Raw genomic sequence first — 22444 nt, 5'->3', positions numbered from 1 at the left:
CGCACCTTATAACCAGTCTGGCACCTCGATGCAAGTTTTGCCGCCCAAAAGGGGCGGCAAGCGGGGATTACAGCACGCGGGTTTTCAGCGACAGGCCGTTAACGGCCACTTCCAGCTCGTCGCCGCCGGAGAGTGGACCCACCCCTTCCGGGGTGCCGGTGAGGATCACATCGCCCGGTTTGAGGGTGAAATAACGACTCATATAGGCAATCAGCGGCACAATCTTATGGATCATGTCGGCGGTGGTGCCCTGCTGACGCACCTCGCCGTTCACCTTCAGGCTCAGGGTGGTGTTCTGCGGATCGTCCTGAAACTCCGATACCGGGACAAATCCGGAGATCGGGCACGAGTTATCAAAACCTTTGGCTTTTTCCCACGGCTGGCCCGCTTTCTTCATTTTGCCCTGCACATCGCGCAGGGTCAGATCCAGCGCCACACCATAACCGGCAATCGCCTTCTGCACATGATCTTCAGAAGCCTGACGCAGCGTGGCGCCGATCAGCACCGCCAGCTCCACTTCGTGGTGAACCGAGCCAAGCCCCTGGGGTAATGCCAGCGGCTGGCGGATATCACAGAGCGCCGTTTCCGGTTTAATGAACAGCACCGGCTCGTCCGGAATCGCGCTTCCCATTTCCTGAATATGCTTTGCGTAATTACTTCCTACGCAGACGACTTTACTTACCGGATAATCCAGTAAGGCTCCTTGCCAGTTATGATGTTGATACATATACGTCCCCTGAACGGTTAATGTGACGCTGACAGATAATTCTTAAACTATTTTTTCCCCTGCGCCTCGAGATGCTGTTTGAGTAAATTCTCTTGCGGTGGAGGGAGTTGTAAATAATAGCCCTGTTCGGTCAATGCGGTTTTTACTTTTTCCAGATCGGCGTTGCTCAGCTGCTTACGCCCGTCGAGGGGCATGAGCATCACCAGCTGCGGCTTACCGAAGCTTTTCAGCAGTGCCTCAGGCACGCGGGAGAAATCGTCCTTTTTTTCGACATACAGGTAGGTCTGGTCGCGCTGGGTACTTCTGTAGATCACACAAAACATATATTTACTCTGAATTAAGCGGGAGGGTGACTTGCCTCAATATAATTGTGACTATAACATGCCTGATACTCTTCGGAATATCACGGCGCGCACGTCGTGGTAAAAGCAAATTGAGTAAGGCCAGGATGTCAAACACGCCCATCGAGCTTAAAGGCAGTAGCTTCACCTTATCAGTGGTTCATTTGCATGAAGCAAAACCCGAGGTTATTCGTCAGGCGTTAGAAGACAAAATCGCCCAGGCGCCCGCATTTCTGAAACATGCGCCCGTGGTCATCAACGTAAGCGGCCTCGAAGCGCCGGTTAACTGGCACCATTTGCAACAGGCGGTCACCGCCACCGGCCTGCGAATTGTGGGCATTAGCGGCTGCAAAGACGCTGAACTGAAAGCCGAAATCGATCGGGCGGGTCTTCCGCTGCTGAACGAAGGCAAAGATAAAGCCCCACGCGCAGAGCCCCCTGCCCCACCTGAAGTCCCTGTTACTCCTGTCACAAAAACGCGATTGATTGATCTGCCGGTGCGTTCCGGTCAGCGCATTTATGCGCCAAACTGTGACCTGATTGTGACCAACCACGTCAGCGCGGGGGCGGAGCTGATTGCGGATGGCAATATCCATATTTATGGCTCAATGCGAGGCCGTGCGCTGGCGGGTGCCAGCGGCGATCGCGATGCGCAAATTTTTTGTACCCACCTGGAGGCGGAGCTGGTTTCCATCGCAGGTGTTTACTGGCTGAGTGATAACATCCCGGCCGAATTTTCTGGCAAAGCGGCACGTCTGCGCCTGGCAGACAACGCTTTGACCGTTCAACCGTTGAATTGATCCCTTTTTAACAAGGAATTTCTATGGCACGCATTATTGTTGTTACTTCGGGTAAAGGAGGCGTTGGCAAGACCACCTCCAGCGCGGCCATCGCTACTGGTTTGGCCCAGAAGGGAAAGAAAACCGTCGTTATCGATTTCGATATCGGCCTGCGTAACCTTGACCTGATCATGGGTTGTGAACGTCGCGTGGTGTACGATTTTGTGAACGTGATTCAGGGTGACGCCACGCTGAATCAGGCAATGATTAAAGATAAACGTACCGACAACCTTTATATTCTTCCCGCCTCACAGACGCGCGACAAGGATGCGCTGACCCGTGAAGGTGTGGAAAAAGTGCTCGATGAGCTGAAAAAAATGGATTTCGATTTCGTGGTCTGCGATTCACCTGCGGGTATCGAAACCGGCGCGCTGATGGCGCTCTACTTCGCCGATGAAGCCATTATCACCACCAACCCGGAAGTGTCGTCCGTGCGCGACTCCGACCGTATTTTAGGGATCCTCGCCTCGAAATCCCGCCGTGCGGAAAATGGCGAAGAACCGATTAAAGAGCACCTGTTGCTGACCCGTTATAATCCGGGTCGTGTCAATAAAGGTGATATGCTGAGTATGGAAGACGTGCTGGAGATCCTGCGCATCAAACTGGTTGGCGTCATCCCGGAAGATCAATCCGTGCTGCGCGCGTCTAACCAGGGTGAACCGGTTATCCTCGACGCTAACGCAGACGCCGGTAAAGCGTATGCGGACACGGTAGATCGTCTGCTCGGAGAAGAACGTCCTTTCCGCTTCATAGAAGAAGAGAAGAAAGGTTTCCTCAAACGCCTGTTCGGAGGATAAGTTATGGCATTACTGGACTTTTTTCTCTCGCGGAAAAAAAGCACCGCTAACATCGCAAAAGAGCGTCTGCAGATCATCGTGGCAGAACGCCGCCGCAGCGACGCGGAACCGCACTACCTGCCGCAGCTGCGTAAAGACATTCTGGAAGTGATCTGTAAGTATGTGCAGATTGACCCGGAAATGGTGACCGTACAGCTGGAGCAAAAGGACGGGGATATCTCGATTCTGGAGCTCAACGTGACCCTGCCGGAAGCGGAAGAGTCGCGTTCTTAACCGTAGCCCTGGCAAGCATTGCGCCGTCGGGGAGATTGCCGGGCGGCACGGTGTTTGCCCGGCCTACGGATTTGTAGCCCCGGCAAGCATCGCGCCGCCGGGGGTTAAAGAGCCCAGTTACTGCGGATATTCTTCCAGCAACGCATTCAGGCGATCGGCCATCAGTTCTCCGCGCCAGCCTGCCATCAGTTCCGGCGTACCGTTCTGCGGTTTCAGCTTCCAGTGCGCATTCAGCAGCTGGTTGATCTGACGACGTGAGGCCAGCAGCTCGGCGCTGACTTTACTTTCTGCCGCCACTTCCTGCACCAGGGCTTTGATCGCCTTAAACGCTTTACGATAACCCGGCATATCCATCAGGTTTAACAGCGGCTGCGGCAATGCCTCTTCCGGCAACGCCTGCGCTTTGGCCACCAGCGCCAGCAGGGTTTTACCGTGGAAGCGGATCTCCGAACCGGAAAGCCCGATGCTGTCCAGCTCGCCCAGGCTACCCGGCATGTAACGCGCCACGGCCCACAGATGCTCTTCACGCACCACAAAATTCACCGCCAGATCGCGCTCGCGCGCCTTACGCAGACGCCAGTCGGCCAGCAGCTGCAGACAGGCCAGCTGGCGGGTGCGCAGCTGCCAGGCGTTGCTGATGTCGCGCCACGCCTCTTTCGGATCGGTGATCTCCTGACGACGCAGCTGCGTCATCCGGCACTCATTCAGGGCGGCAGGCAGCCAGCCGGAGGCTTCGGCCTCTTTCATCAGCTGACCGGCGATCGGCAGCAGGTAGAACACATCCGCCGCCGCGTAGTCGAGCTGGCGTTCCGTCAGCGGGCGAGCCAGCCAGTCGGTGCGGGACTCGCTCTTGTCGATCGCCAGCCCGGTGTACTCTTCAACCATGGCGGCAAAGCCCCAGGACAGCGGACGACCGGCAAAGGCGGCGAGGATCTGGGTGTCGATCAGCGGCTCCGGCATGATGCCGAAGGTATTGAGGAAAACTTCCAGATCTTCACTGCCGGCATGCAGATATTTGGTGATGGCGGTATTCAGCAGCAACTCGCGCATCGGCGCCCAGTCGGTGATCCCCAGCGGGTCGATAAGCGACACATTTTTTCCGTCATACATCTGGATCAGACCCAGCTGCGGGTAATAGGTGCGGGTCCGCACAAACTCGGTATCCAGCGCAATGGCGGGTGCGTCACGGGTGACATCGCACAGCGAAGCCAGCTCGTCGTTGGTGGTGATCATCTGGTAATTCAAATCATATTCTCTTTGGTTTGCGCCCATAAAAAAACGCCGGCATGGCCAGCGTCTTTGGGTGACTAACACGAAGCTCAGGCTTTATTGTCTACTTTGCCGCGCGCTTCGTCACGTAATTCTCGTCGTAATATCTTCCCGACGTTCGATTTGGGCAGTTCGTCGCGAAACTCCACCAGTTTCGGCACTTTGTAGCCGGTCAGCTGGCGACGGCAGAAGGTGATCAGCGCCTCTTCACTCAGGGACGGATCTTTTTTCACCACAAAGATTTTAACCGTTTCACCGCTGCTGCCCGCCGGAACACCTACCGCAGCCACTTCCAGCACGCCGTTGTGCTGCATCACCACGTCTTCGATCTCGTTCGGATAGACGTTGAACCCGGAGACCAGGATCATGTCTTTCTTGCGATCGACGATGCGCAGGAAACCTTCGTCATCCATCACCGCGATATCCCCGGTGTGCAGCCAGCCGTCCTTGATGATTTCATCGGTAGCATCCGGACGCTGCCAGTAGCCCAGCATCACCTGCGGCCCTTTCACGCACAGTTCACCCGGTTCACCATGCGCCACTTCGTTATCTTCATCATCCACCAGTTTGGCTTCGGTGGAGGGCACCGGCAGGCCGATGCTGCCGCTGTGGTAGTCGATATCGTGCGGGTTCACGCTCACCAGCGGGGCGCACTCGGTCAGGCCATAGCCCTCCAGCAGATACTGCCCGGTAAGTTTGACCCAACGCTCGGCCACCGCCTGCTGCACCGGCATCCCACCGCCCGCCGACAGATGCAGGGTGGAGAAGTCGAGCTGTTGGAATTCTTTGTTATTCAACAGCGCGTTAAACAGGGTGTTCACCCCGGTCATGGCGGTGAAAGGATATTTCGCCAGCTCTTTGACCAGCCCCGGAATATCGCGCGGGTTGGTGATCAGCACATTCTGCCCGCCAAGCTCGATAAACAGCAGGCAGTTCATGGTCAGGGCGAAGATGTGATAGAGCGGCAGCGCGGTGATCACCAGCTCTTTGCCACGATGCAGCAGCGGCCCGTAGGTGGCGTTCACCTGTTCGAGGTTCGCCAGCATGTTGCGGTGGGTCAGCATCGCCCCTTTCGCCACCCCGGTGGTCCCCCCGGTGTACTGCAGGAAGGCCAGATCCTGTGGCACCAGTTCCGGTTTCACGTACTGCATGCGGTAGCCGTTGTGCAGCGCCCGGCGGAAGGAGATGGCGTCCGGCAGATGATATTTAGGCACCAGACGTTTGACATACTTGACGACGAAGTTCACCAGCGTCCCTTTGGCGGTGGAGAGCTGATCGCCCATCCGCGTCAGAATGACGTGTTTCACTTGGGTTTTGTCGACCACTTTCTCGAGGGTGTGCGCGAAGTTCGAGACAATCACAATTGCCGCTGCGCCGCTGTCGTTCAGCTGATGCTCCAGCTCGCGCGGGGTATACAGCGGGTTAACGTTAACCACGATCATCCCGGCGCGCAGAATGCCAAACAGCGCCACCGGATATTGCAGCAGGTTCGGCATCATCAGCGCGACCCGGTCACCTTTTTTCAGACCTAAACCCTGTTGCAGGTAGGCCGCAAACGCCCGGCTGCGCTCTTCCAGCTTACGGAAGGTCATCACCTCACCCATGTTCACAAACGCAGGCTGATCGGCGTAGCGCGTCACGGAGTTTTCAAACAGTTCAACCAGGGATTGATAACGGTCAGGATTGATCTCTGCAGGCACATCCGCAGGATAACGGTTAAGCCAAACCTTCTTCACTACATCACCTCTGAAATGCGTGTTCGTCGTCATCACAGCCCCGGTTAATAAACAAGTCGTTAACATAATATTAACTCAGCGTACCAGTTTATTAATTGTCCGGATTTAAGGTTGCGAAGCGCGTCACTATTTATTTTTGTTATAGCGATAAAAAAAACGAAACAGCGGCAGGGCCGCTGTTTCTTCTTCAGTCATAACAGATATTTACTCTGTTACCACCGTCCGAACCTGAGCCGGTCCGGGACCATAACCTGGCCAGCCGCCATAGCCGTAGCCATATCCATAGCGCCACGGATGCGGGCCCCAGTACCAGGGATCGATAGGCTGCGGCGGCATCACTACCTGCTGCACTACCCGCCAGCGTTTATAGCCGTTGGCCTGCAGGGTCATAAATTTATACGGCGTATTACCAATTTTGCCCTGCTCCGCGCCGGTGATGGTGCCGACGACGGTGACCAGCTGGCCACGGAAGTCTACCGGGTCGAGGAAACCGTTCACATCGGCATAGATGCGCCCGCGTGAGGCTTCACCCAACATCGGCCGCGCGCCGCTGTCCAGCGGAACGGTGGCAATTTCCAGACGGGTTTTCCCCTGCTGGTTCATCACCTCCACCACTTTGCCGCCAAAGCGTGCTTCCTGGCCGACGTACAGTTCCGGGGCGTTCATCACCCGGACCAGATCCTGCTGCGGCGTCGGGCTGCTGCCCTTGATCGCATCAGGGACAGAGACACATCCTGTTAATGCCAGGGCCAGCGCCCCGACGGTCAGCAGACGAACGACATATTTTTGAACCGCCATGATGCGACTCCTTTTTCTCAGGCTCTGATACTGAGATTCACTCCCGGCCCGGAAGTTTCTTCCACGCTACGGTGTTTCGCAAATAAACCGGCTCGGCCTTCTCGACCGCCACGGTGTTTCCTGCGGCCAGCAGCTGACGTGCGATAGGCAGCATATCTTCGGCGGCAGGCAGTAGCACCTTGCCGTCCACCAGGGTCAGACCGCTGTCGTTTGCCATCGCTGGCCACGCCGGCCAGCCGGTCCCGACGGTCGCCCACTCACCGGAAAGCTGCTTCATGCGCTCGCCTGCCGCTTCCGGCGTGAGCACGGCTTCGCTCTCTTCACCGTGCCAGACGCCCTGCTCATCGCGGGTGTACTCCGCCCAGTAGACTTCGCCCATCCGGGCGTCAATGGCGGCCAGCACGCGGGTGGCACCGGTGTTGCGCCAGGCACCCTCAGCCATGGTGGCGAGGGTCGAAACGCCAATCATCGGCAGTTCGGCGCCCAGCGCCAGCCCCTGAGCAATGCCAATACCGATGCGCACGCCGGTAAAGCTGCCGGGGCCGCGGCCATAAGCCAGAGCATCGAGGTTATTCAGGGAGGTGTTGCCCTCGGTGAGGATCATCTTCACCAAAGGCAGGATACGTTGGGTATGTTCCCGGGGGCACTCTTCGAAATGAGCACAGAGTTTACCGTCGTTCCACAGGGCAACAGAGCAGGCCTCTGTGGCGGTATCAATAGCCAGAATTCGCATGTGTTGTCGCGCTCTCGCAAGGGTCAGTCACAAAAAGGCGCGCATTTTAACACACCCGTCAGCAAATTACTCCGACTGAGACGCCGCCAGGAAGCGCACCGCGCGATCGATATCCCGGGTGCGCGGTGCCGGCGGCAGGCTGGCGATGAAGGTGGCCCCGTAAGGACGCATCACCAGACGGTTATCGCAGATCACCAGCACCCCGCGATCGTCCACGTCGCGGATCAGACGGCCCACGCCCTGTTTGAGGGTGATGACCGCGTCCGGGAGCTGCACCTCGTCGAAGGGATCCCCACCGCGCAGGCGGCAATCTTCCATCCGCGCCTTCAGCAGCGGATCGTCCGGCGAAGTGAAGGGCAGCTTGTCGATGATCACCAGCGACAGAGCGTCGCCGCGCACGTCCACCCCTTCCCAGAAGCTGCTGGTCGCCACCAGCAGGGCATTCCCCGCGGTGACAAACTGCTGCAGCAGCTGGCCTTTGCTGGTTTCACCCTGCAACAGCACCGGCAGGGTCATGGTGGCGCGGAACTGCTCCGCCAGATCGCGCATCATGGCGTGGGAGGTGCAGAGCATAAAGCAGCGGCCGTTGTTGGCCTCGATCATCGGCTTGAGCATGGCCGCCAGATGACGGGCGGCGCCGGGCTGATTAGGCAGCGGCAGATTGCGCGGGACGCAGAGCAGCGCCTGGGTGGCATAATCAAACGGGCTCGGCAACAGCAGGGATTTGGCCTCTGCGATACCAAGACGTTCGGTGAAGTGGTGCAGATCGTCGTTTACCGACAGCGTGGCGGAGGTAAAAATCCAGCTGCCCGGCTTCTGCGCCATCACTTCCTGGAACTTATCGGCCACGGTGAGCGGCGTCAGCGCGAGGGTAAAATGGCGCGAGTTGCATTCGTACCAGTAGCTGTAGCCCGGCTGGTTAAACGCCTTCAGCCGTTTCAGGCGGGCGCGGTACAGGGTGGCGCGCTCGAAGGCGGCATCCAGCAGCGCCGAGCGCCCCAGGGAGAGCTTCGCCACGTCGTAGCAGAGCTCAAGGGCATCATCGAGCAGCAGCAGCGCGCGCTGGATATGCTGATCGGCAAGCAGTTCGCGCAGATTGCCGCGATAGCCTGGCTCCCCGAGCTGCATGCGGAAATCCTGCGTGCTTTGCGCCAGTCGGTCGGCGCACTTCTGCAGCTGCTGGGTATCTTTCAGTTCAGTGCGGTAAGCGATGGTAAAATCTTTCGCCAGGTCCAGCAGCTGACGGCTGGAGAGGGACTGGCCGAAGTACTGGCTGGCGATATCCGGGAGCTGATGGGCTTCATCGAAGATCAGGACGTCGGCCTCGGGGATCAGCTCGCCAAAGCCGCTCTCTTTCACCACCATATCCGCCAGGAACAGGTGGTGGTTGACCACCACTACGTCGGCATCCATCGCCGTTTTACGCGCTTTGACCACGAAACAGTCTTTGTACAGCGGGCAGTCGCTGCCGAGGCAGTTGTCGTTAGTGCTGGTGACCAGCGGCCAGGCGGCGGAGTCTTCGGCCACGCTGGCGCAGGTGCTGATATCCCCGTCGAGGGTCTGGTTGGCCCAGCTGCGCAGGATGATCACGTCGCTGAGGGTCTGTACCGGCAGATCGCCCCCCGCCAGCACCTGCTGTTCGAGACGTTCAATACAGAGGTAGTTGGAGCGCCCTTTCAGCAGGGCCAGACGGCCTTTATATTTCAGGGCCTTAGCTACGGTGGGCAGATCGCGGCTGTAGAGCTGATCCTGCAACGCCTTTGAGCCGGTGGAGATGATCACTTTCTTTTTGGCGCGCAGCGCGGGCGCGAGGTAGGCATAGGTTTTACCGGTGCCGGTGCCCGCTTCCACCACCAGCGGCTGGGCGCTGTCGATCGCATCGGCCACCGCGTGCGCCATCTGACGCTGCGGCTCGCGCGGCTTAAAGCCGGGAATTGCCTTTGCTAACTGTCCGTCTGCTGCGAAATCGTCTGCCACTCTGCCCCCTGTATTTTTGCACAGGGGATTATGTCAGGCCGCTCGCCCTGGCGCCAGTCGAGAGTGACGCAGGCAAAACAATATGGCAGTCTTGCCTGCTGAAACAGACACTCACGAGGAAACGTATATGACAATTGTGCGCATTGATGCCGAAGCCCGCTGGTCAGATGTAGTGATCCACAACCAGACCCTGTACTACACCGGCGTACCGGCGAATCTCGACGCCGACGCGTATGAGCAGACCGCCAATACCCTGGCGCAGATCGACGCGGTGCTGGAAAAACAGGGCAGCGATAAGTCCCGCATTCTGGATGCGACTATCTTCCTGGCCAATAAAGACGATTTTGCGGCGATGAACAAAGCCTGGGATGAGTGGGTGGTGGCAGGTCACGCGCCTGTACGCTGCACGGTACAGGCGGCGCTGATGAAACCGCAGTATAAGGTTGAAATTAAGATTATCGCCGCGGTGTAAGGGCGTTACTCTTCTTCATCCTCATCTTCAAAACGCGCCACGATCCGCTCGCCGGTATGGGTGGCGCGCAGCTCTTCTGCCACCTGGGAAATAGCCTGTCCGCTGCTCATCCCCTGGGACATCAGCTCCTGAATACGCTCGACGGCCTTTTGCTGCTGGTCGTGGCTCAGTGAAGGTAAACCTGCAAACATCGTCAACTCCTGCTAAATTATCAGCGCTAATTATTTCACGCTGCCCGGTAGTCTACCACCCATGAACCCGTTATCCCCCACTGTTTTGACATTACCCTGGCGTCCTGACGCCGCAGAATTCTGGTTTGCGCCAATAAGTCATCTGCCGTGGGCGATGCTGCTGCACTCCGGTCATGCGGATCATCCCTACAGCCGCTTTGACATTCTGGTGGCCGACCCGCGCACCACGCTGGTGACCCACGGGGCGGATACGCTGATCGACGGGGTTCACTCTGACGCCTGCCCGCTGAGTCTGCTTCAGCAGGCCATTGATGAGATGGGCCTGCCCTGCACGCCGGACCCGGACCTGCCCTTCCAGGGCGGCGCGCTGGGGTTGTTCGGCTACGACCTCGGCCGCCGCTTTGAGCAGCTGCCGGAACGGGCCGGGCGCGATATCACCCTGGCGGACATGGCCGTGGGTCTTTACGACTGGGCGATCCTGGTCGATCATCACCGCCAGCAGGTGTCGCTGGTCTGTCATGGCGATGCTGAAGCCCGCCTGGCGTGGCTTGAATCGCAACGCGCGCCCGCGAATGTGCCCGCGTTCCGGCTGACCTCCGGCTGGCAGGCCAATATGACCGCGGCGGAGTATCATGAAAAATTCGATCGTGTGCAGGCGTTTCTGCACAGCGGCGACTGCTATCAGGTCAATCTGGCCCAGCGTTTCCAGGCCCGCTATGAAGGGGACGAATGGCAGGCCTTTACCCGACTGAATGCGAGCAACCGCGCTCCGTTCAGCGCCTTTTTGCGCCTCGACGAGGGGGCGATCCTCAGCCTGTCGCCGGAGCGTTTTATCCATCTGGCGGATGGCACTATCCAGACCCGCCCGATCAAAGGCACCCTGCCACGCCTCGCGGATGCGGATGCCGATCGCCAGCAGGCGGAGAAGCTCGCCGCCTCGCCGAAAGACAGAGCCGAAAACCTGATGATTGTCGATCTGATGCGCAACGACATTGGCCGGGTAGCGGAGCCGGGGAGCGTGCGGGTGCCGGAGCTGTTCGTGGTTGAGCCCTTCCCGGCCGTGCATCACCTGGTGAGCACCATTACCGCCCGGCTGCCGCCAGCGCAGACCGCGTGCGATCTGCTGCGCGCCGCCTTCCCGGGCGGCTCGATCACCGGCGCGCCAAAAGTGCGGGCAATGGAGATCATCGACGAGCTGGAGCCCCATCGTCGTAACGCCTGGTGCGGCAGCATCGGCTATCTCAGCCTGTGCGGCGGCATGGACACCAGCATCACTATTCGCACCCTGACGGCGGTGGCCGGGCAGATCTACTGTTCCGCAGGCGGCGGGATCGTGGCTGACAGCCAGGCCGCGGCGGAATATCAGGAAACCTTTGATAAAGTGAATCGTATTCTGCAACAACTGGAGCGCTAACTGGTGAATACCCACGACCTGACCCTCGACAATTTTTTATCGCGTTTTCAGCTTCTGCGCCCGCAGGTGAACAGCACGTCGCTGAACCAGCGTCAGGCGGCGGTATTGATCCCGGTGGTGCGCCGGGAGCAGCCGGGCCTGCTGTTGACCCGGCGCTCGGCGAAGCTGCGCAAGCATGCCGGTCAGGTGGCCTTTCCCGGCGGCGCGGTGGACAGCACCGACGCCTCGTTAATTGCCGCCGCCCTGCGTGAAGCCGAGGAAGAGGTGGCTATTCCGCCGCACAAGGTCGAGGTGATTGGCGTCCTGCCGCCGGTAGACAGCGTGACCGGTTTTCAGGTGACCCCGGTAGTGGGCATTATCCCGCCGGATCTGCACTATCACGCCAGCGAAGACGAAGTGGAGTCGGTGTTCGAAATGCCGCTGGCGGAAGCCCTGCGTCTGGGCCGTTATCATCCGCTCGATATTCATCGTCGTGGCCACGATCATCGGGTGTGGTTATCCTGGTATGAGCATTATTTTGTCTGGGGCATGACGGCAGGAATTATTCGTGAGCTGGCGCTGCAGATCGGCCTGAAACCTTGACTATACTTTACATTCGCCCTTTTTTTGTACCTTTGCGATCCGCCTCCCGCTATTAGTTTATCCCGCCTCAGGCATTAGTTTAATTCATGTGAATAGTTGAGCTGACGGCGGGCTTCCCTCTTACACTATGCGAAGTTATTACATCGTTACTGGAAACCCGGTAACCCTGTCAGGAGTGTTAAAGTGATTAGTATATTCGACATGTTCAAAGTGGGGATTGGTCCCTCTTCTTCCCACACTGTAGGGCCGATGAAGGCCGGTAAACAGTTCGTCGATGACCTGGTCGAAAAAGGATTACTGGACAGCATTACCCGCGTGGCCGTGGACGTTTACGGTTCACTGTCGTTAACGGGTAAAGGCCACCACACCGATATCGCCATTATTATGGGTCTGGCCGGAAATATGCCGGACACCGTAGATATTGACGCCATTCCGGCGTTTATCCGCGACGTGGAAACGCGCGGTCGTCTGCTGCTGGCGAATGGCCGGCAGGAAGTGGACTTCCCACAGGATGACGGCATGCGTTTTCGCAGCGACAACCTCTCGTTGCATGAAAACGGGATGCAGATCCACGCCTTCAGCGGCGACAAAGTGGTCTACAGCAAAACCTATTACTCCATCGGCGGCGGCTTTATTGTCGACGAAGAGCATTTCGGCCAGGACGCGACGGGCGACGTAAACGTGCCTTACCCGTTCAAGTCAGCGAAAGAGATGCTGGATTACTGCCACGAGACCGGCCTGTCCCTCTCCGGCATGGTGATGCAGAACGAACTGGCGCTGCACAGCAAGAAAGAGATTGAAGACTATTTTGCTAACGTCTGGCAGACCATGCGCGCCTGTATCGATCGCGGTATCAATACCGAAGGCGTGTTGCCGGGCCCGCTGCGCGTACCGCGTCGCGCCTCTGCCCTGCGCCGGATGCTGGTCACCACCGACAAATATTCCAACGATCCGATGAACGTCATCGACTGGGTGAACATGTTTGCCCTGGCGGTAAACGAAGAGAACGCCGCCGGTGGCCGCGTGGTAACGGCTCCCACCAACGGTGCCTGCGGTATCGTTCCGGCGGTACTGGCCTACTACGATCACTTTATCGAATCGGTGAGCCCGGATATCTATATTCGCTACTTCCTCGCCGCGGGCGCGGTGGGCGCGCTCTATAAGATGAACGCCTCCATCTCCGGTGCAGAAGTGGGATGTCAGGGTGAAGTGGGCGTGGCCTGCTCAATGGCGGCGGCCGGTCTGGCAGAGCTGCTGGGCGCCAGCCCGGAACAGGTGTGCGTGGCTGCTGAGATTGGCATGGAGCATAACCTCGGTCTGACCTGCGACCCGGTTGCAGGTCAGGTACAGGTACCTTGTATCGAACGTAACGCCATTGCTTCGGTGAAAGCGATCAACGCCTCGCGGATGGCGATGCGCCGCACCAGCGAACCGCGCGTTTCGCTGGATAAGGTGATCGAAACCATGTATGAAACCGGCAAAGACATGAACGCCAAATACCGTGAGACCTCCCGCGGCGGCCTGGCCATCAAGGTGCAGTGCGACTAATCCTCTGACGGCGCCACTGCGACTTTTGTCTTTCATACCTCCTTCGCCCATCTGATACGGATGGGCGAATTTTATGCACTTTTCTCGTTACCTGAAATAATGCCCACTACACTACCTGAGTTGCCACGGGCATCCGCGTGGCTCTTCGGGTGGCCGTGGCATGCAAACAGCTCACAGGATAATTAAAAATTATCGCCGCAAACGGATCATCGTCTGCCTGGTGCTGTCACTTTCCACCCTTGTTTGCACGCTAACTATCGGCTTTATTTCGCAGCGCAATTTAAATCAGCAGTCTACCGCCGCCTTCGTATCGCATGCTGTCGAGACGCTGGATAAGATCCTCCAGCCGCTGGAGACCGGGCGCGACGTGGTACAGCCGCTGATCGGCCTGCCCTGCGTGGAGGTCAATTTCTTATTGCGCAAACAGGCCGCTTCCCTGCAAACCGTACGCTCGATTGGCCTGATTAAGGACGGTATCCTCTACTGCTCCAGCATGTTCGGTAACCGCGACATTCCCATCAGCCAGCTCCAGCCCCGGCTGCCCGCGTCTCAGCCTTTATTGCTTCTCACCTCCGACCACGCCCTGCTGAAAGGCAGCCCGGTGCTTATCCAGTGGTATCCGGTGCCCGGCCAGAGCGACGACGGGGTGATGGAGATTGTGAATATCGATCTTATTGCCAGGCTACTTCTGGAGCCCCAGCTGCCGATCATCAACGACGTCAATCTCAGCGTGGGCGGTAAACATCTGAACCATGAGCGCCAGCTCTCAGACGCGCTGGTATTTGACAGTGACGAAACGGTGTATCAGCAGGCCTCCGGCAATTTCCCGTTCACCATTACCGTTAACGGCCCTGGCCCGACGGATCTGGCGCTGAAAAACCTCCCGTCGCAGCTGCCGCTGGCGGTGATATTCACCATGCTGGTGGGCTATATCGCCTGGCTTGCCACCGCCAGTCGCATGAGCTTCACCCGGGAGATTAATTACGGGCTTGCTGCCGGGGAGTTTGAGCTGTTTTGCCAGCCGCTGATCGATGCCAAAAAACAGGATTGCGTCGGGGTTGAGATCCTTCTGCGCTGGAATAATCCGCGGCAGGGATGGATCGCCCCGGATATTTTTATCCCGCTGGCGGAGGAGCATAACCTGATTGTCCCCCTGACCCGCTACGTGCTGATCGAAACCGTCAGCCAGCTGGCAATATTTCCGCCCGCGCCGGGATTTCATATTGGCATCAACGTGGCGGCCAAACATTTTCGCGACGGGGTGCTTCTCCACGATCTGAATCACGTCTGGTTCAGCGCCGCCCCCCCGCAGCAGCTGGTGATAGAGCTCACCGAGCGCGATACCCTGCTGGAGATGGATTACAACATCGTGGAGGCACTGCATCAGAAAGGGGTCAAGCTGGCGATCGATGATTTCGGCACCGGCAACAGCTCGCTGTCGTGGCTGGAGAAACTCAATCCAGAAGTGTTGAAAATTGATAAATCCTTCACCGCCGCGATTGGCACCGATGCCGTTAACTCGACGGTGACGGATATTATTATTGCCCTGGCCCAGCGTCTGAACATTGAGCTGGTGGCCGAAGGGGTGGAAACCTGCGACCAGGCGAAGCATCTTCGCCTGCACGGTGTCGAAATTCTGCAGGGGTTCCTGTATGCGCGGCCCATGCCGCTGCGGGATTTCCCGCAGTGGCTGGCGGAGAGTTCACCTCCGCCACCCCCTCACAGCGGGAACATGATGCCGTCACTACCCTGATTACTCTTCTTCGTCGTGGGCAGACTGCTCTTTAACAATGCGCACCAGGTCAACGCGGTAATCATTGGCGGTCACGATCGTGATCTTCAGCGGCGGTAATTCAAGCACATCACCGCTACGCGGGATCTGACCGTTAACGGCGATCACCAGACCGGCTACCGTCGCGATATCATCGTCGTGATTGGTCAGATGTTCCAGACCGAGCGTATGTTGCAGCGCATGCAGGTCGGTGGTGCCTTTTACCAGCCAGCCGTCACCATCATTGATGATTTCCGGCGTTTCGTCGGCATCCGGGAACTCACCGGCAATGGCTTCCAGTACGTCCAGCGGCGTCACCAGGCCCTGCACCACGCCAAACTCGTTGGTCACGATAACAAAGCTACCCCGGGCACGGCGCAGCACGCCAAGCAGGTTGATCGGGTCGAGGGTTTCCGGCACCACGATGGCAGGCGACGCAGCAGCGATAGCTTCCACATTGGCACCCTCTTCCAGCGCCACCAGCATCTCTTTGGCACGCACAATGCCGATGATCTCATCCAGCTCACCGCGACAGACCGGGAACAGACTGTGCGGGGAGGAGAGCAGCTGCTGGCGGATTTCTTCCACACTCAGGCTGGCATCGACCCAGCTGATCTCGCCGCGCGGGGTCATGATCCCGCGCAGGGAGCGCGAGGCCAGCGACAGCACGCCGTTGATCATATAACGCTCTTCTTCCACAAAGGCACCTTCGGGTACCGGCACCGGAGCATGGTTGTCGCTGTCCTGCTGCGCTTTGGCTTCACGACGGCCGCCCATCAGACGCAGAATCGCATCAGCAGTACGGGCACGTAGCGGCTGGTTCGACTGCTGGCGAATAAAGTTGCGGCGGGCAATCTGGTTAAACATCTCTATAATGATCGAGAAACCAATTGCAGCGTACAGATAGCCTTTCGGAATATGGAAGCCGAAACCTTCTGCCACCAGGCTCAGACCAATCATCAGCAGGAAGCTCAGACAGAGCACCACCACGGTCGGATGCTGGTTGACGAATCGTGTCAACGGCTTCGAGGCGAGCAACATCACCGCCATCGCAATGACCACGGCGGCCATCATCACCGGCAGATGGTTCACCATGCCGACAGCGGTAATCACCGCGTCGAGGGAGAAGACGGCGTCCAGCACTACAATTTGCAGAACCACCACCCAGAAGCTGGCGTAGCCTTTACCGTGTCCGTCGTCATGCTGGCGATTTTCCAGCCGTTCATGGAGTTCGGTTGTGGCCTTGAAGAGCAGGAATATACCCCCCAGCAGCATGATCAGGTCACGCCCTGAGAAGGTGAAATCGAATGTGGTGAACAGCGGTTGCGTCAGCGTCACCATCCAGGAGATGACCGACAGCAGCGCAAGACGCATGATCAGCGCCAGTGACAGACCGATTAAGCGTGCTTTATCCCGTTGTTTAGGCGGAAGTTTGTCCGCAAGGATGGCAATAAACACCAGGTTATCGATGCCGAGTACGATCTCAAGCACCACCAGTGTGAGCAATCCCACCCAGATCTGCGGGTCCATTAAGAATTCCATGACAAGCTCCTGCTAAAGGAATGGCAAAACGGCGCCGCGATAGATACGGGCGAAGCGGTAAAAGGCGTAAACAGTGAGTGGCGCGAATCGCCGGTAAGGCTGGCCAGAATTGGCCGGGTGTGTGACTGGCGTCGGTGACGGTCCATACAGTGGGCTGCTGCCCAATACTCCTGACAAGTAAACGGACGCTAAACATATCAGAGACATGGGCTTTATGGCAAAGATTTACTTTCCTTTGCAAACAGATGTTTCAGCGCTTTTTTTGATCACAGAAATATCTCATTGGCTTAGGCTAAATTACGGATCTTCATCACATAAATTATTTTTTCACTGTCTAAAATAAATCGCGTAAGACTGAGTGAGTTGAACTCTAACCCTTATCTGAATCGATTCGTTCTTTCGAAGAAGATCACTAATGTCCTGACGCGTTTTGGGCATTAACGATAATAAAAGGAGGTAGCAAGTGACTATTGCTATTGTTATAGGCACACATGGTTGGGCTGCAGAGCAGTTACTTAAAACCGCAGAAATGCTTTTAGGCGAACAGGAAAACGTCGGCTGGATCGATTTCGTTCCCGGTGAAAACGCCGAGACACTGATAGAGAAATACACGGCTCAACTGTCCAGACTGGACACCCGCAGCGGCGTATTGTTCCTTGTTGACACATGGGGTGGCAGCCCGTTTAACGCCGCCAGCCGCATTGTGGTCGATAAAGAGCAGTATGAGGTGGTCGCCGGGGTCAATATTCCGATGCTGGTTGAAACCCTGATGGCACGCGACGACAACCCGAGCTTTGACGAACTGGTTGCGTTGGCGGTTGAAACCGGTCGCGAAGGCGTGAAAGCGCTGAAAGCGAAACCGGTCGAAGTCGCGAAACCCGCGCCGGTTGCCGCAGCCGCTGCTAAACCCGCCGCCCCGCTTAAGCCAATGGGCCCGAACGATTACATGCAGATTGGCCTTGCCCGTATCGACGACCGTCTGATCCACGGTCAGGTCGCGACGCGCTGGACCAAAGAGACCAACGTCCAGCGCATCATCGTGGTCAGCGATGAAGTGGCCGCCGATACGGTCCGTAAAACCCTCCTTACCCAGGTGGCCCCACCGGGCGTAACCGCCCACGTGGTAGACGTCGCCAAAATGATCCGCGTTTATAACAACCCGAAATATGCGGGTGAACGCATCATGCTGCTGTTTACCAATCCGACAGACGTGGAACGCGTTGTCGAAGGCGGCGTGAACATCAAGTCCGTCAACATTGGGGGTATGGCGTTCCGCCAGGGTAAAACTCAGGTGAACAACGCGATTTCAGTCGATGAGAAGGATATTGAAGCCTTTAACAAGCTGAATGCACGCGGCATTGAACTGGAGGCCCGTAAGGTTTCCACCGACCAGAAACTGAAAATGATGGATTTGATCGGCAAAGTCGGGAAATAACCCCGCGCTGATTTTTCACATAAAGCTTATGTCATAGGAGAAGTACAATGGAGATTACCACTCTTCAGATTGTGCTGGTGTTCATCGTCGCTTGTATAGCGGGTATGGAATCCGTACTTGATGAATTTCAGTTTCACCGTCCGCTGGTTGCCTGTACGTTAATCGGCGCCGTTCTCGGGGATATGAAAACCGGTATCATCATCGGTGGTACCCTGGAAATGATCGCCCTCGGCTGGATGAACATCGGTGCTGCGGTTGCACCGGATGCGGCGCTCGCCTCCATTATCTCTACCGTGCTGGTTATCGCCGGCCATCAAAATATCGGTGCCGGTATCGCGCTGGCTATCCCGCTGGCGGCTGCGGGCCAGGTTCTGACCATTATCGTGCGTACCATTACCGTTGCCTTCCAGCATGCGGCTGATAAGGCGGCGGAGAATGGCAACCTGACGGCGCTCTCGTGGCTCCACGTCTCGTCCCTGTTCCTGCAGGCGATGCGTATTGCTATCCCGGCGGTTATCGTGGCAATTTCTGTCGGCACCAGCGAAGTCCAGAGCATGCTGAACGCCATTCCAGAGGTCGTTACCGGTGGTCTGAACATCGCCGGCGGCATGATCGTGGTGGTTGGTTATGCGATGGTCATTAACATGATGCGCGCAGGCTACCTGATGCCGTTCTTCTACCTCGGCTTTGTTACCGCGGCATTTACCAACTTCAACCTGGTAGCACTGGGCGTGATTGGTGCGGTCATGGCTATCCTCTACATCCAGCTGAGCCCGAAATATAACCGCGTAGCCGGTGGTGCACAGGTTGCTGGTAATAACGATCTCGATAACGAACTGGACTAGCAGGTGAGCGACATGGTTGATATGACTAAAACTACCCCTCAGAAAAAACTGACCCCAGGGGATATTCGTGGCGTGTTCATCCGTTCAAACCTGTTCCAGGGTTCATGGAACTTCGAACGTATGCAGGCGCTGGGCTTCTGCTTCTCAATGGTACCGGCGATCAAACGTCTGTACCCGGAAAATAACGAAGCGCGTCGCCAGGCGATTAAGCGTCACCTGGAATTCTTCAACACCCACCCTTACGTTGCGGCCCCGGTACTGGGCGTTACGCTGGCGATGGAGGAGCAGCGTGCGAACGGTGCCGAAATCGACGATGGCGCTATTAACGGTATCAAAGTCGGTCTGATGGGACCGCTGGCAGGTGTCGGTGACCCGATCTTCTGGGGTACCGTGCGTCCGGTCTTCGCGGCGCTGGGTGCAGGTATCGCCATGAGCGGCAGCCTGCTCGGTCCTCTGCTGTTCTTTATCCTGTTTAACGTGGTGCGTCTGGCGACCCGTTACTACGGCGTCGCTTACGGCTACCGTAAGGGCGTGGATATCGTTCAGGATATGGGCGGCGGCTTCCTGCAGAAACTGACTGAGGGGGCGTCAATCCTCGGCCTGTTTGTGATGGGGGCGCTGGTAAACAAGTGGACGCACGTCAACATCCCGCTGGTGGTGTCAACCATCACCGGCCAGGATGGTCAGACTCGCGTAACCACCGTGCAAACCATCCTTGACCAGCTGATGCCGGGCCTGGTGCCGCTGCTGTTGACCTTCGCCTGTATGTGGCTGCTGCGTAAGAAAGTGAATGCGCTGTGGATTATCGTCGGCTTCTTCGTTATCGGTATCGTGGGTTACGCTATCGGTCTGCTGGGTCTGTAAGTTTTCACTGAATACACCGGGGGCATGTATGCCCCCGTTTTTTTATCCGGAGGATGAATGACGGTCACGGACATCGTACTGGTTGTCTTTATTGTTGCCCTTCTGGCGTATGCCATCTACGACGAATTGATCATGCCGCGCCGCAACGGCCCTACCTTGCTCACTATCCCCCTGCTGCGTCGCGGTCGCGTCGATGCCGTGATCTTCGCCGGCCTGCTGATGATCCTGATTTATAACAACGTCATGAGCCAGGGTGCGTTATTAACCACATGGTTATTATGTGCCCTGGCATTAATGGCGTTTTATCTGTTCTGGATGCGGGTGCCAAAAATAATCTTCAAATCCAGTGGATTCTTTTTCGCCAATGTCTGGATAGAATATAACCGTATTAAAGAGATGAATTTATCGGAAGACGGCGTATTGGTGATGCAACTGGAACAGCGACGCCTGCTTATCCGGGTGAAGAATATTGACGACCTGGAGAAGATATACAAATTACTCGTTAAAACTCAGTAAGATAAAATAATAGCACTGGCTATATTTTGACAAAAAAATTATCCTGTCATATAGCCAAAGCTATATTTTCTGGGTGAATACACGCCATATTATTAACGTTATTTTCACATCAAAATCTAAATGAAAATCGTTATCAACCAGCCGGGAGAATAATACTTTCCGGTTGTTGTTTTAACTTCTCAAAATATGTTAAGGTTGCGCCCGTCGTTGGGGAGTAGCCGATTTCCGGTATGCCGGAAATGTACGTGTCAACATACTCGTTGCAAAACGTGGCACGTACGGATTGTTTCTGCGTCAGGCAGACCAATCAGGCGAGACCATAGACGCATCAACTGCTGTTTACTGGGGGCAGTGATGTGTCATATGGATATCCCGGTCTGGACGCGCTGATGAACCTCTCTGCAACACTTCTTCTGGCCTTTGGTATGTCTATGGATGCATTTGCTGCTTCCATGGGAAAAGGCGCCACGCTCCACAAACCTAAATTCTCTGAAGCCCTGCGTACCGGTCTGATCTTTGGTGCTATCGAAACCCTGACGCCGCTAATTGGCTGGGGTCTGGGGATGCTCGCCAGCCAGTTCGTGCTGGAGTGGAATCACTGGATCGCCTTTATCCTGCTGACCTTCCTCGGCGGACGTATGGTTATTGAAGGCATTCGTAATGACGTTGATGAAGATGAGCCCGTTCACCGCCACGGCTTCTGGCTGCTGGTGACCACGGCGATCGCCACCAGCCTTGATGCGATGGCCGTCGGCGTGGGGCTGGCGTTCCTGCAGGTGAACATTATCGCTACCGCGCTGGCGATTGGCTGCGCGACCTTAATCATGTCCACCCTGGGGATGATGATCGGCCGGTTTATCGGCCCGCTGTTAGGGAAACGCGCCGAGATCCTCGGCGGTATTGTATTAATCGGTATCGGCGCTCAAATTATGTGGAGCCACTTCGCCGGTTAAGCGATGCGCTGCCAGCAGTGGATGCTAAAATCTGTCTGGCAGCTGAATAGTGCCTGTTTTGCCAGCGTCTCCCACACCTCCGGTTTTGCCCGCCACGCAAAAGGCGTCATCTGCAACAGCGCCACCGCTTCTGTTCCGCTCAGGGACATATTATAGGCCAGGGACTGCTCCTCCCGGAGCGCAAAGCCTGCCAGCTGCTCCGAATGCGGGGCATGCAGCAGAACCTCGCTGTAAATCAGCCCCTTCAGCTCCATCAGGTGACGCGGACCTGGCGTGACGGTGATAACCCAGCCTCCCTCTTTCACCACCCGGGCCAGCTCTTCGCCTTTGCAGGGAGCGTAGATGCGGATCACCGCATCCATGCTGCTCTCTTCAAACGGCAGACGGTGGCTGGACGCCACGCAAAAGGTCACCTGCGAATAGCGTTTGGCTGCGGCACGGATGGCGGATTTAGAGACATCCAGCCCAAAGGTTGCGGCGCCCTTTTTCTGGGCAGTATCGGCAAAGGCGGCGGTGTAATATCCTTCTCCACAGCCGATATCGAGGATCGATGTCGCCCCTTCAGGCAATAACGCTGCCAGCTTACCGGCGACCTCGTCGCGCAGGGGCTGATAATGGCCGGCATCGAGAAAGGCTCTGCGGGCCTGCATCATCTCCGCACTGTCGCCCGGATCCCGGGAACGCTTATGCTGCACCGGGAGCAGATTAACATAGCCCTCTTTCGCCATATCGTACCGATGCCCCTGCGGGCAGGCGTAACTTTTATCCGTGTGCGCCAGAGGCGCGTGGCAAAGAGGACAGCAGAATGTCATGGTAACTCC

Annotated in this window: 23 protein-coding genes and 1 riboswitch; of the genes, 13 read left to right on the top strand and 10 right to left on the bottom strand. The window is 57.1% G+C overall.

The window, feature by feature from the left end:
• Positions 1 to 67 precede the first annotated feature (67 nt).
• A complete protein-coding gene (locus tag LRS40_RS16555; protein WP_142489920.1) occupies positions 68 to 727 on the bottom strand; it encodes a fumarylacetoacetate hydrolase family protein in 660 nt (219 codons plus the stop codon).
• Positions 728 to 774: 47 nt separating this feature from the next.
• Complete coding sequence (locus tag LRS40_RS16550; protein ID WP_142489921.1) at positions 775 to 1050, bottom strand: YcgL domain-containing protein; 276 nt, start codon at positions 1048 to 1050, stop codon at positions 775 to 777.
• Between the two features lie 125 nt (positions 1051 to 1175).
• Here LRS40_RS16550 and minC point away from each other — a divergent pair, with 125 nt between their 5' ends.
• Genes minC through minE form a run of 3 tightly spaced genes read left to right on the top strand, consistent with a single transcriptional unit; the run spans position 1176 to position 2977 of the window.
• Positions 1176 to 1868 (top strand): septum site-determining protein MinC, encoded by a 693-nt coding sequence (gene minC / locus LRS40_RS16545; protein WP_142489922.1) that lies wholly within the window; start codon positions 1176 to 1178, stop codon positions 1866 to 1868.
• Positions 1869 to 1891: 23 nt separating this feature from the next.
• Positions 1892 to 2704, top strand: coding sequence for a septum site-determining protein MinD (minD, locus tag LRS40_RS16540; protein ID WP_032611473.1), 813 nt, complete (start codon positions 1892 to 1894; stop codon positions 2702 to 2704).
• A 3-nt stretch (positions 2705 to 2707) separates the two neighbouring features.
• Positions 2708 to 2977 (top strand): cell division topological specificity factor MinE, encoded by a 270-nt coding sequence (minE, locus tag LRS40_RS16535; protein WP_032611475.1) that lies wholly within the window; start codon positions 2708 to 2710, stop codon positions 2975 to 2977.
• Between the two features lie 117 nt (positions 2978 to 3094).
• Here minE and rnd read toward each other — a convergent pair whose 3' ends face one another.
• The 5 genes from rnd to LRS40_RS16510 all read right to left on the bottom strand — a co-directional run bounded on the left by rnd (position 3095) and on the right by LRS40_RS16510 (position 9490).
• Positions 3095 to 4222, bottom strand: coding sequence for a ribonuclease D (gene rnd / locus LRS40_RS16530; protein ID WP_231313904.1), 1128 nt, complete (start codon positions 4220 to 4222; stop codon positions 3095 to 3097).
• Positions 4223 to 4296: 74 nt separating this feature from the next.
• Complete coding sequence (gene fadD / locus LRS40_RS16525) at positions 4297 to 5982, bottom strand: long-chain-fatty-acid--CoA ligase FadD (protein WP_231312107.1); 1686 nt, start codon at positions 5980 to 5982, stop codon at positions 4297 to 4299.
• Positions 5983 to 6186: 204 nt separating this feature from the next.
• On the bottom strand, positions 6187 to 6780 hold the full coding sequence (locus tag LRS40_RS16520) for a Slp family lipoprotein (protein WP_142489926.1): 594 nt from the start codon (positions 6778 to 6780) through the stop codon (positions 6187 to 6189).
• Between the two features lie 37 nt (positions 6781 to 6817).
• The gene (gene tsaB, locus LRS40_RS16515) at positions 6818 to 7513 is read right to left on the bottom strand and encodes a tRNA (adenosine(37)-N6)-threonylcarbamoyltransferase complex dimerization subunit type 1 TsaB (RefSeq protein WP_142489927.1); all 696 of its coding nucleotides are present in this window, start codon (positions 7511 to 7513) and stop codon (positions 6818 to 6820) included.
• 66 nt (positions 7514 to 7579) lie between these two features.
• Positions 7580 to 9490, bottom strand: coding sequence for an ATP-dependent DNA helicase (locus LRS40_RS16510; RefSeq protein WP_156264031.1), 1911 nt, complete (start codon positions 9488 to 9490; stop codon positions 7580 to 7582).
• A 127-nt stretch (positions 9491 to 9617) separates the two neighbouring features.
• Here LRS40_RS16510 and LRS40_RS16505 point away from each other — a divergent pair, with 127 nt between their 5' ends.
• Positions 9618 to 9962 (top strand): RidA family protein, encoded by a 345-nt coding sequence (locus tag LRS40_RS16505; RefSeq protein WP_142489929.1) that lies wholly within the window; start codon positions 9618 to 9620, stop codon positions 9960 to 9962.
• Between the two features lie 5 nt (positions 9963 to 9967).
• Here the strand turns inward: LRS40_RS16505 and LRS40_RS16500 are convergent, their stop codons facing one another.
• Positions 9968 to 10153 (bottom strand): YoaH family protein, encoded by a 186-nt coding sequence (locus LRS40_RS16500; protein ID WP_142489930.1) that lies wholly within the window; start codon positions 10151 to 10153, stop codon positions 9968 to 9970.
• 61 nt (positions 10154 to 10214) lie between these two features.
• On the opposite strand from LRS40_RS16500, the gene pabB reads away from it, so the two are divergent.
• The 4 genes from pabB to LRS40_RS16480 all read left to right on the top strand — a co-directional run bounded on the left by pabB (position 10215) and on the right by LRS40_RS16480 (position 15450).
• On the top strand, positions 10215 to 11567 hold the full coding sequence (gene pabB / locus LRS40_RS16495; RefSeq protein WP_231312106.1) for an aminodeoxychorismate synthase component 1: 1353 nt from the start codon (positions 10215 to 10217) through the stop codon (positions 11565 to 11567).
• Positions 11568 to 11570: 3 nt separating this feature from the next.
• A complete protein-coding gene (locus LRS40_RS16490) occupies positions 11571 to 12149 on the top strand; it encodes a CoA pyrophosphatase (RefSeq protein WP_142489932.1) in 579 nt (192 codons plus the stop codon).
• Positions 12150 to 12332: 183 nt separating this feature from the next.
• Positions 12333 to 13697 carry an L-serine ammonia-lyase gene (gene sdaA, locus LRS40_RS16485; RefSeq protein ID WP_142489933.1) on the top strand — a complete coding sequence of 455 codons (1365 nt, stop codon included), beginning with the start codon at positions 12333 to 12335 and terminating at the stop codon, positions 13695 to 13697.
• 160 nt (positions 13698 to 13857) lie between these two features.
• Positions 13858 to 15450 carry an EAL domain-containing protein gene (locus LRS40_RS16480; protein ID WP_231312105.1) on the top strand — a complete coding sequence of 531 codons (1593 nt, stop codon included), beginning with the start codon at positions 13858 to 13860 and terminating at the stop codon, positions 15448 to 15450.
• Here the strand turns inward: LRS40_RS16480 and yoaE are convergent, their stop codons facing one another.
• Positions 15451 to 17010 carry a TerC family protein gene (gene yoaE / locus LRS40_RS16475; RefSeq protein WP_231312104.1) on the bottom strand — a complete coding sequence of 520 codons (1560 nt, stop codon included), beginning with the start codon at positions 17008 to 17010 and terminating at the stop codon, positions 15451 to 15453.
• A gap of 463 nt (positions 17011 to 17473) precedes the next feature.
• Between yoaE and manX the strand changes: the two genes are divergently transcribed.
• The 5 genes from manX (at position 17474) to mntP (ending at position 21623) form a co-directional block, all read left to right on the top strand.
• Positions 17474 to 18445 (top strand): PTS mannose transporter subunit IIAB, encoded by a 972-nt coding sequence (gene manX / locus LRS40_RS16470; RefSeq protein WP_231312103.1) that lies wholly within the window; start codon positions 17474 to 17476, stop codon positions 18443 to 18445.
• A 47-nt stretch (positions 18446 to 18492) separates the two neighbouring features.
• Complete coding sequence (locus LRS40_RS16465; protein WP_142489937.1) at positions 18493 to 19290, top strand: PTS mannose/fructose/sorbose transporter subunit IIC; 798 nt, start codon at positions 18493 to 18495, stop codon at positions 19288 to 19290.
• 12 nt (positions 19291 to 19302) lie between these two features.
• A complete protein-coding gene (locus LRS40_RS16460; protein ID WP_039030789.1) occupies positions 19303 to 20154 on the top strand; it encodes a PTS mannose transporter subunit IID in 852 nt (283 codons plus the stop codon).
• A gap of 57 nt (positions 20155 to 20211) precedes the next feature.
• The gene (locus LRS40_RS16455) at positions 20212 to 20670 is read left to right on the top strand and encodes a DUF986 family protein (protein ID WP_156264034.1); all 459 of its coding nucleotides are present in this window, start codon (positions 20212 to 20214) and stop codon (positions 20668 to 20670) included.
• Between the two features lie 197 nt (positions 20671 to 20867).
• Positions 20868 to 21058: riboswitch (yybP-ykoY riboswitch) on the top strand.
• A 1-nt stretch (position 21059) separates the two neighbouring features.
• Positions 21060 to 21623, top strand: coding sequence for a manganese efflux pump MntP (gene mntP / locus LRS40_RS16450; RefSeq protein ID WP_142490115.1), 564 nt, complete (start codon positions 21060 to 21062; stop codon positions 21621 to 21623).
• Here mntP and rlmA read toward each other — a convergent pair.
• A complete protein-coding gene (gene rlmA, locus LRS40_RS16445; RefSeq protein WP_231312102.1) occupies positions 21620 to 22435 on the bottom strand; it encodes a 23S rRNA (guanine(745)-N(1))-methyltransferase in 816 nt (271 codons plus the stop codon). The genes mntP and rlmA overlap by 4 nt on opposite strands.
• Positions 22436 to 22444 lie beyond the last annotated feature (9 nt).

Source organism: Leclercia sp. G3L, assembly GCF_021117075.1.
Classification (GTDB): Bacteria; Pseudomonadota; Gammaproteobacteria; order Enterobacterales; family Enterobacteriaceae; genus Enterobacter; species Enterobacter adecarboxylatus_C.
The sequence above is the reverse complement of the archived record's forward strand: the minus strand, read 5'-3'. Positions and strand labels throughout refer to the sequence as shown.

Bases quoted from the DNA above. Each gene is read 5' to 3' on its own strand.
- LRS40_RS16555 (WP_142489920.1), bottom strand. From the start codon at position 727: ATGTATCAACATCATAACTGGCAAGGAGCCTTACTGGATTATCCGGTA.
- LRS40_RS16550 (WP_142489921.1), bottom strand. From the start codon at position 1,050: ATGTTTTGTGTGATCTACAGAAGTACCCAGCGCGACCAGACCTACCTG.
- minC (WP_142489922.1), top strand. From the start codon at position 1,176: ATGTCAAACACGCCCATCGAGCTTAAAGGCAGTAGCTTCACCTTATCA.
- minD (WP_032611473.1), top strand. From the start codon at position 1,892: ATGGCACGCATTATTGTTGTTACTTCGGGTAAAGGAGGCGTTGGCAAG.
- minE (WP_032611475.1), top strand. From the start codon at position 2,708: ATGGCATTACTGGACTTTTTTCTCTCGCGGAAAAAAAGCACCGCTAAC.
- LRS40_RS16520 (WP_142489926.1), bottom strand. From the start codon at position 6,780: ATGGCGGTTCAAAAATATGTCGTTCGTCTGCTGACCGTCGGGGCGCTG.
- tsaB (WP_142489927.1), bottom strand. From the start codon at position 7,513: ATGCGAATTCTGGCTATTGATACCGCCACAGAGGCCTGCTCTGTTGCC.
- LRS40_RS16505 (WP_142489929.1), top strand. From the start codon at position 9,618: ATGACAATTGTGCGCATTGATGCCGAAGCCCGCTGGTCAGATGTAGTG.
- LRS40_RS16500 (WP_142489930.1), bottom strand. From the start codon at position 10,153: ATGTTTGCAGGTTTACCTTCACTGAGCCACGACCAGCAGCAAAAGGCC.
- pabB (WP_231312106.1), top strand. From the start codon at position 10,215: ATGAACCCGTTATCCCCCACTGTTTTGACATTACCCTGGCGTCCTGAC.
- LRS40_RS16480 (WP_231312105.1), top strand. From the start codon at position 13,858: ATGCAAACAGCTCACAGGATAATTAAAAATTATCGCCGCAAACGGATC.
- yoaE (WP_231312104.1), bottom strand. From the start codon at position 17,010: ATGGAATTCTTAATGGACCCGCAGATCTGGGTGGGATTGCTCACACTG.
- LRS40_RS16465 (WP_142489937.1), top strand. From the start codon at position 18,493: ATGGAGATTACCACTCTTCAGATTGTGCTGGTGTTCATCGTCGCTTGT.
- LRS40_RS16460 (WP_039030789.1), top strand. From the start codon at position 19,303: ATGGTTGATATGACTAAAACTACCCCTCAGAAAAAACTGACCCCAGGG.
- LRS40_RS16455 (WP_156264034.1), top strand. From the start codon at position 20,212: ATGACGGTCACGGACATCGTACTGGTTGTCTTTATTGTTGCCCTTCTG.
- mntP (WP_142490115.1), top strand. From the start codon at position 21,060: ATGAACCTCTCTGCAACACTTCTTCTGGCCTTTGGTATGTCTATGGAT.
- rlmA (WP_231312102.1), bottom strand. From the start codon at position 22,435: ATGACATTCTGCTGTCCTCTTTGCCACGCGCCTCTGGCGCACACGGAT.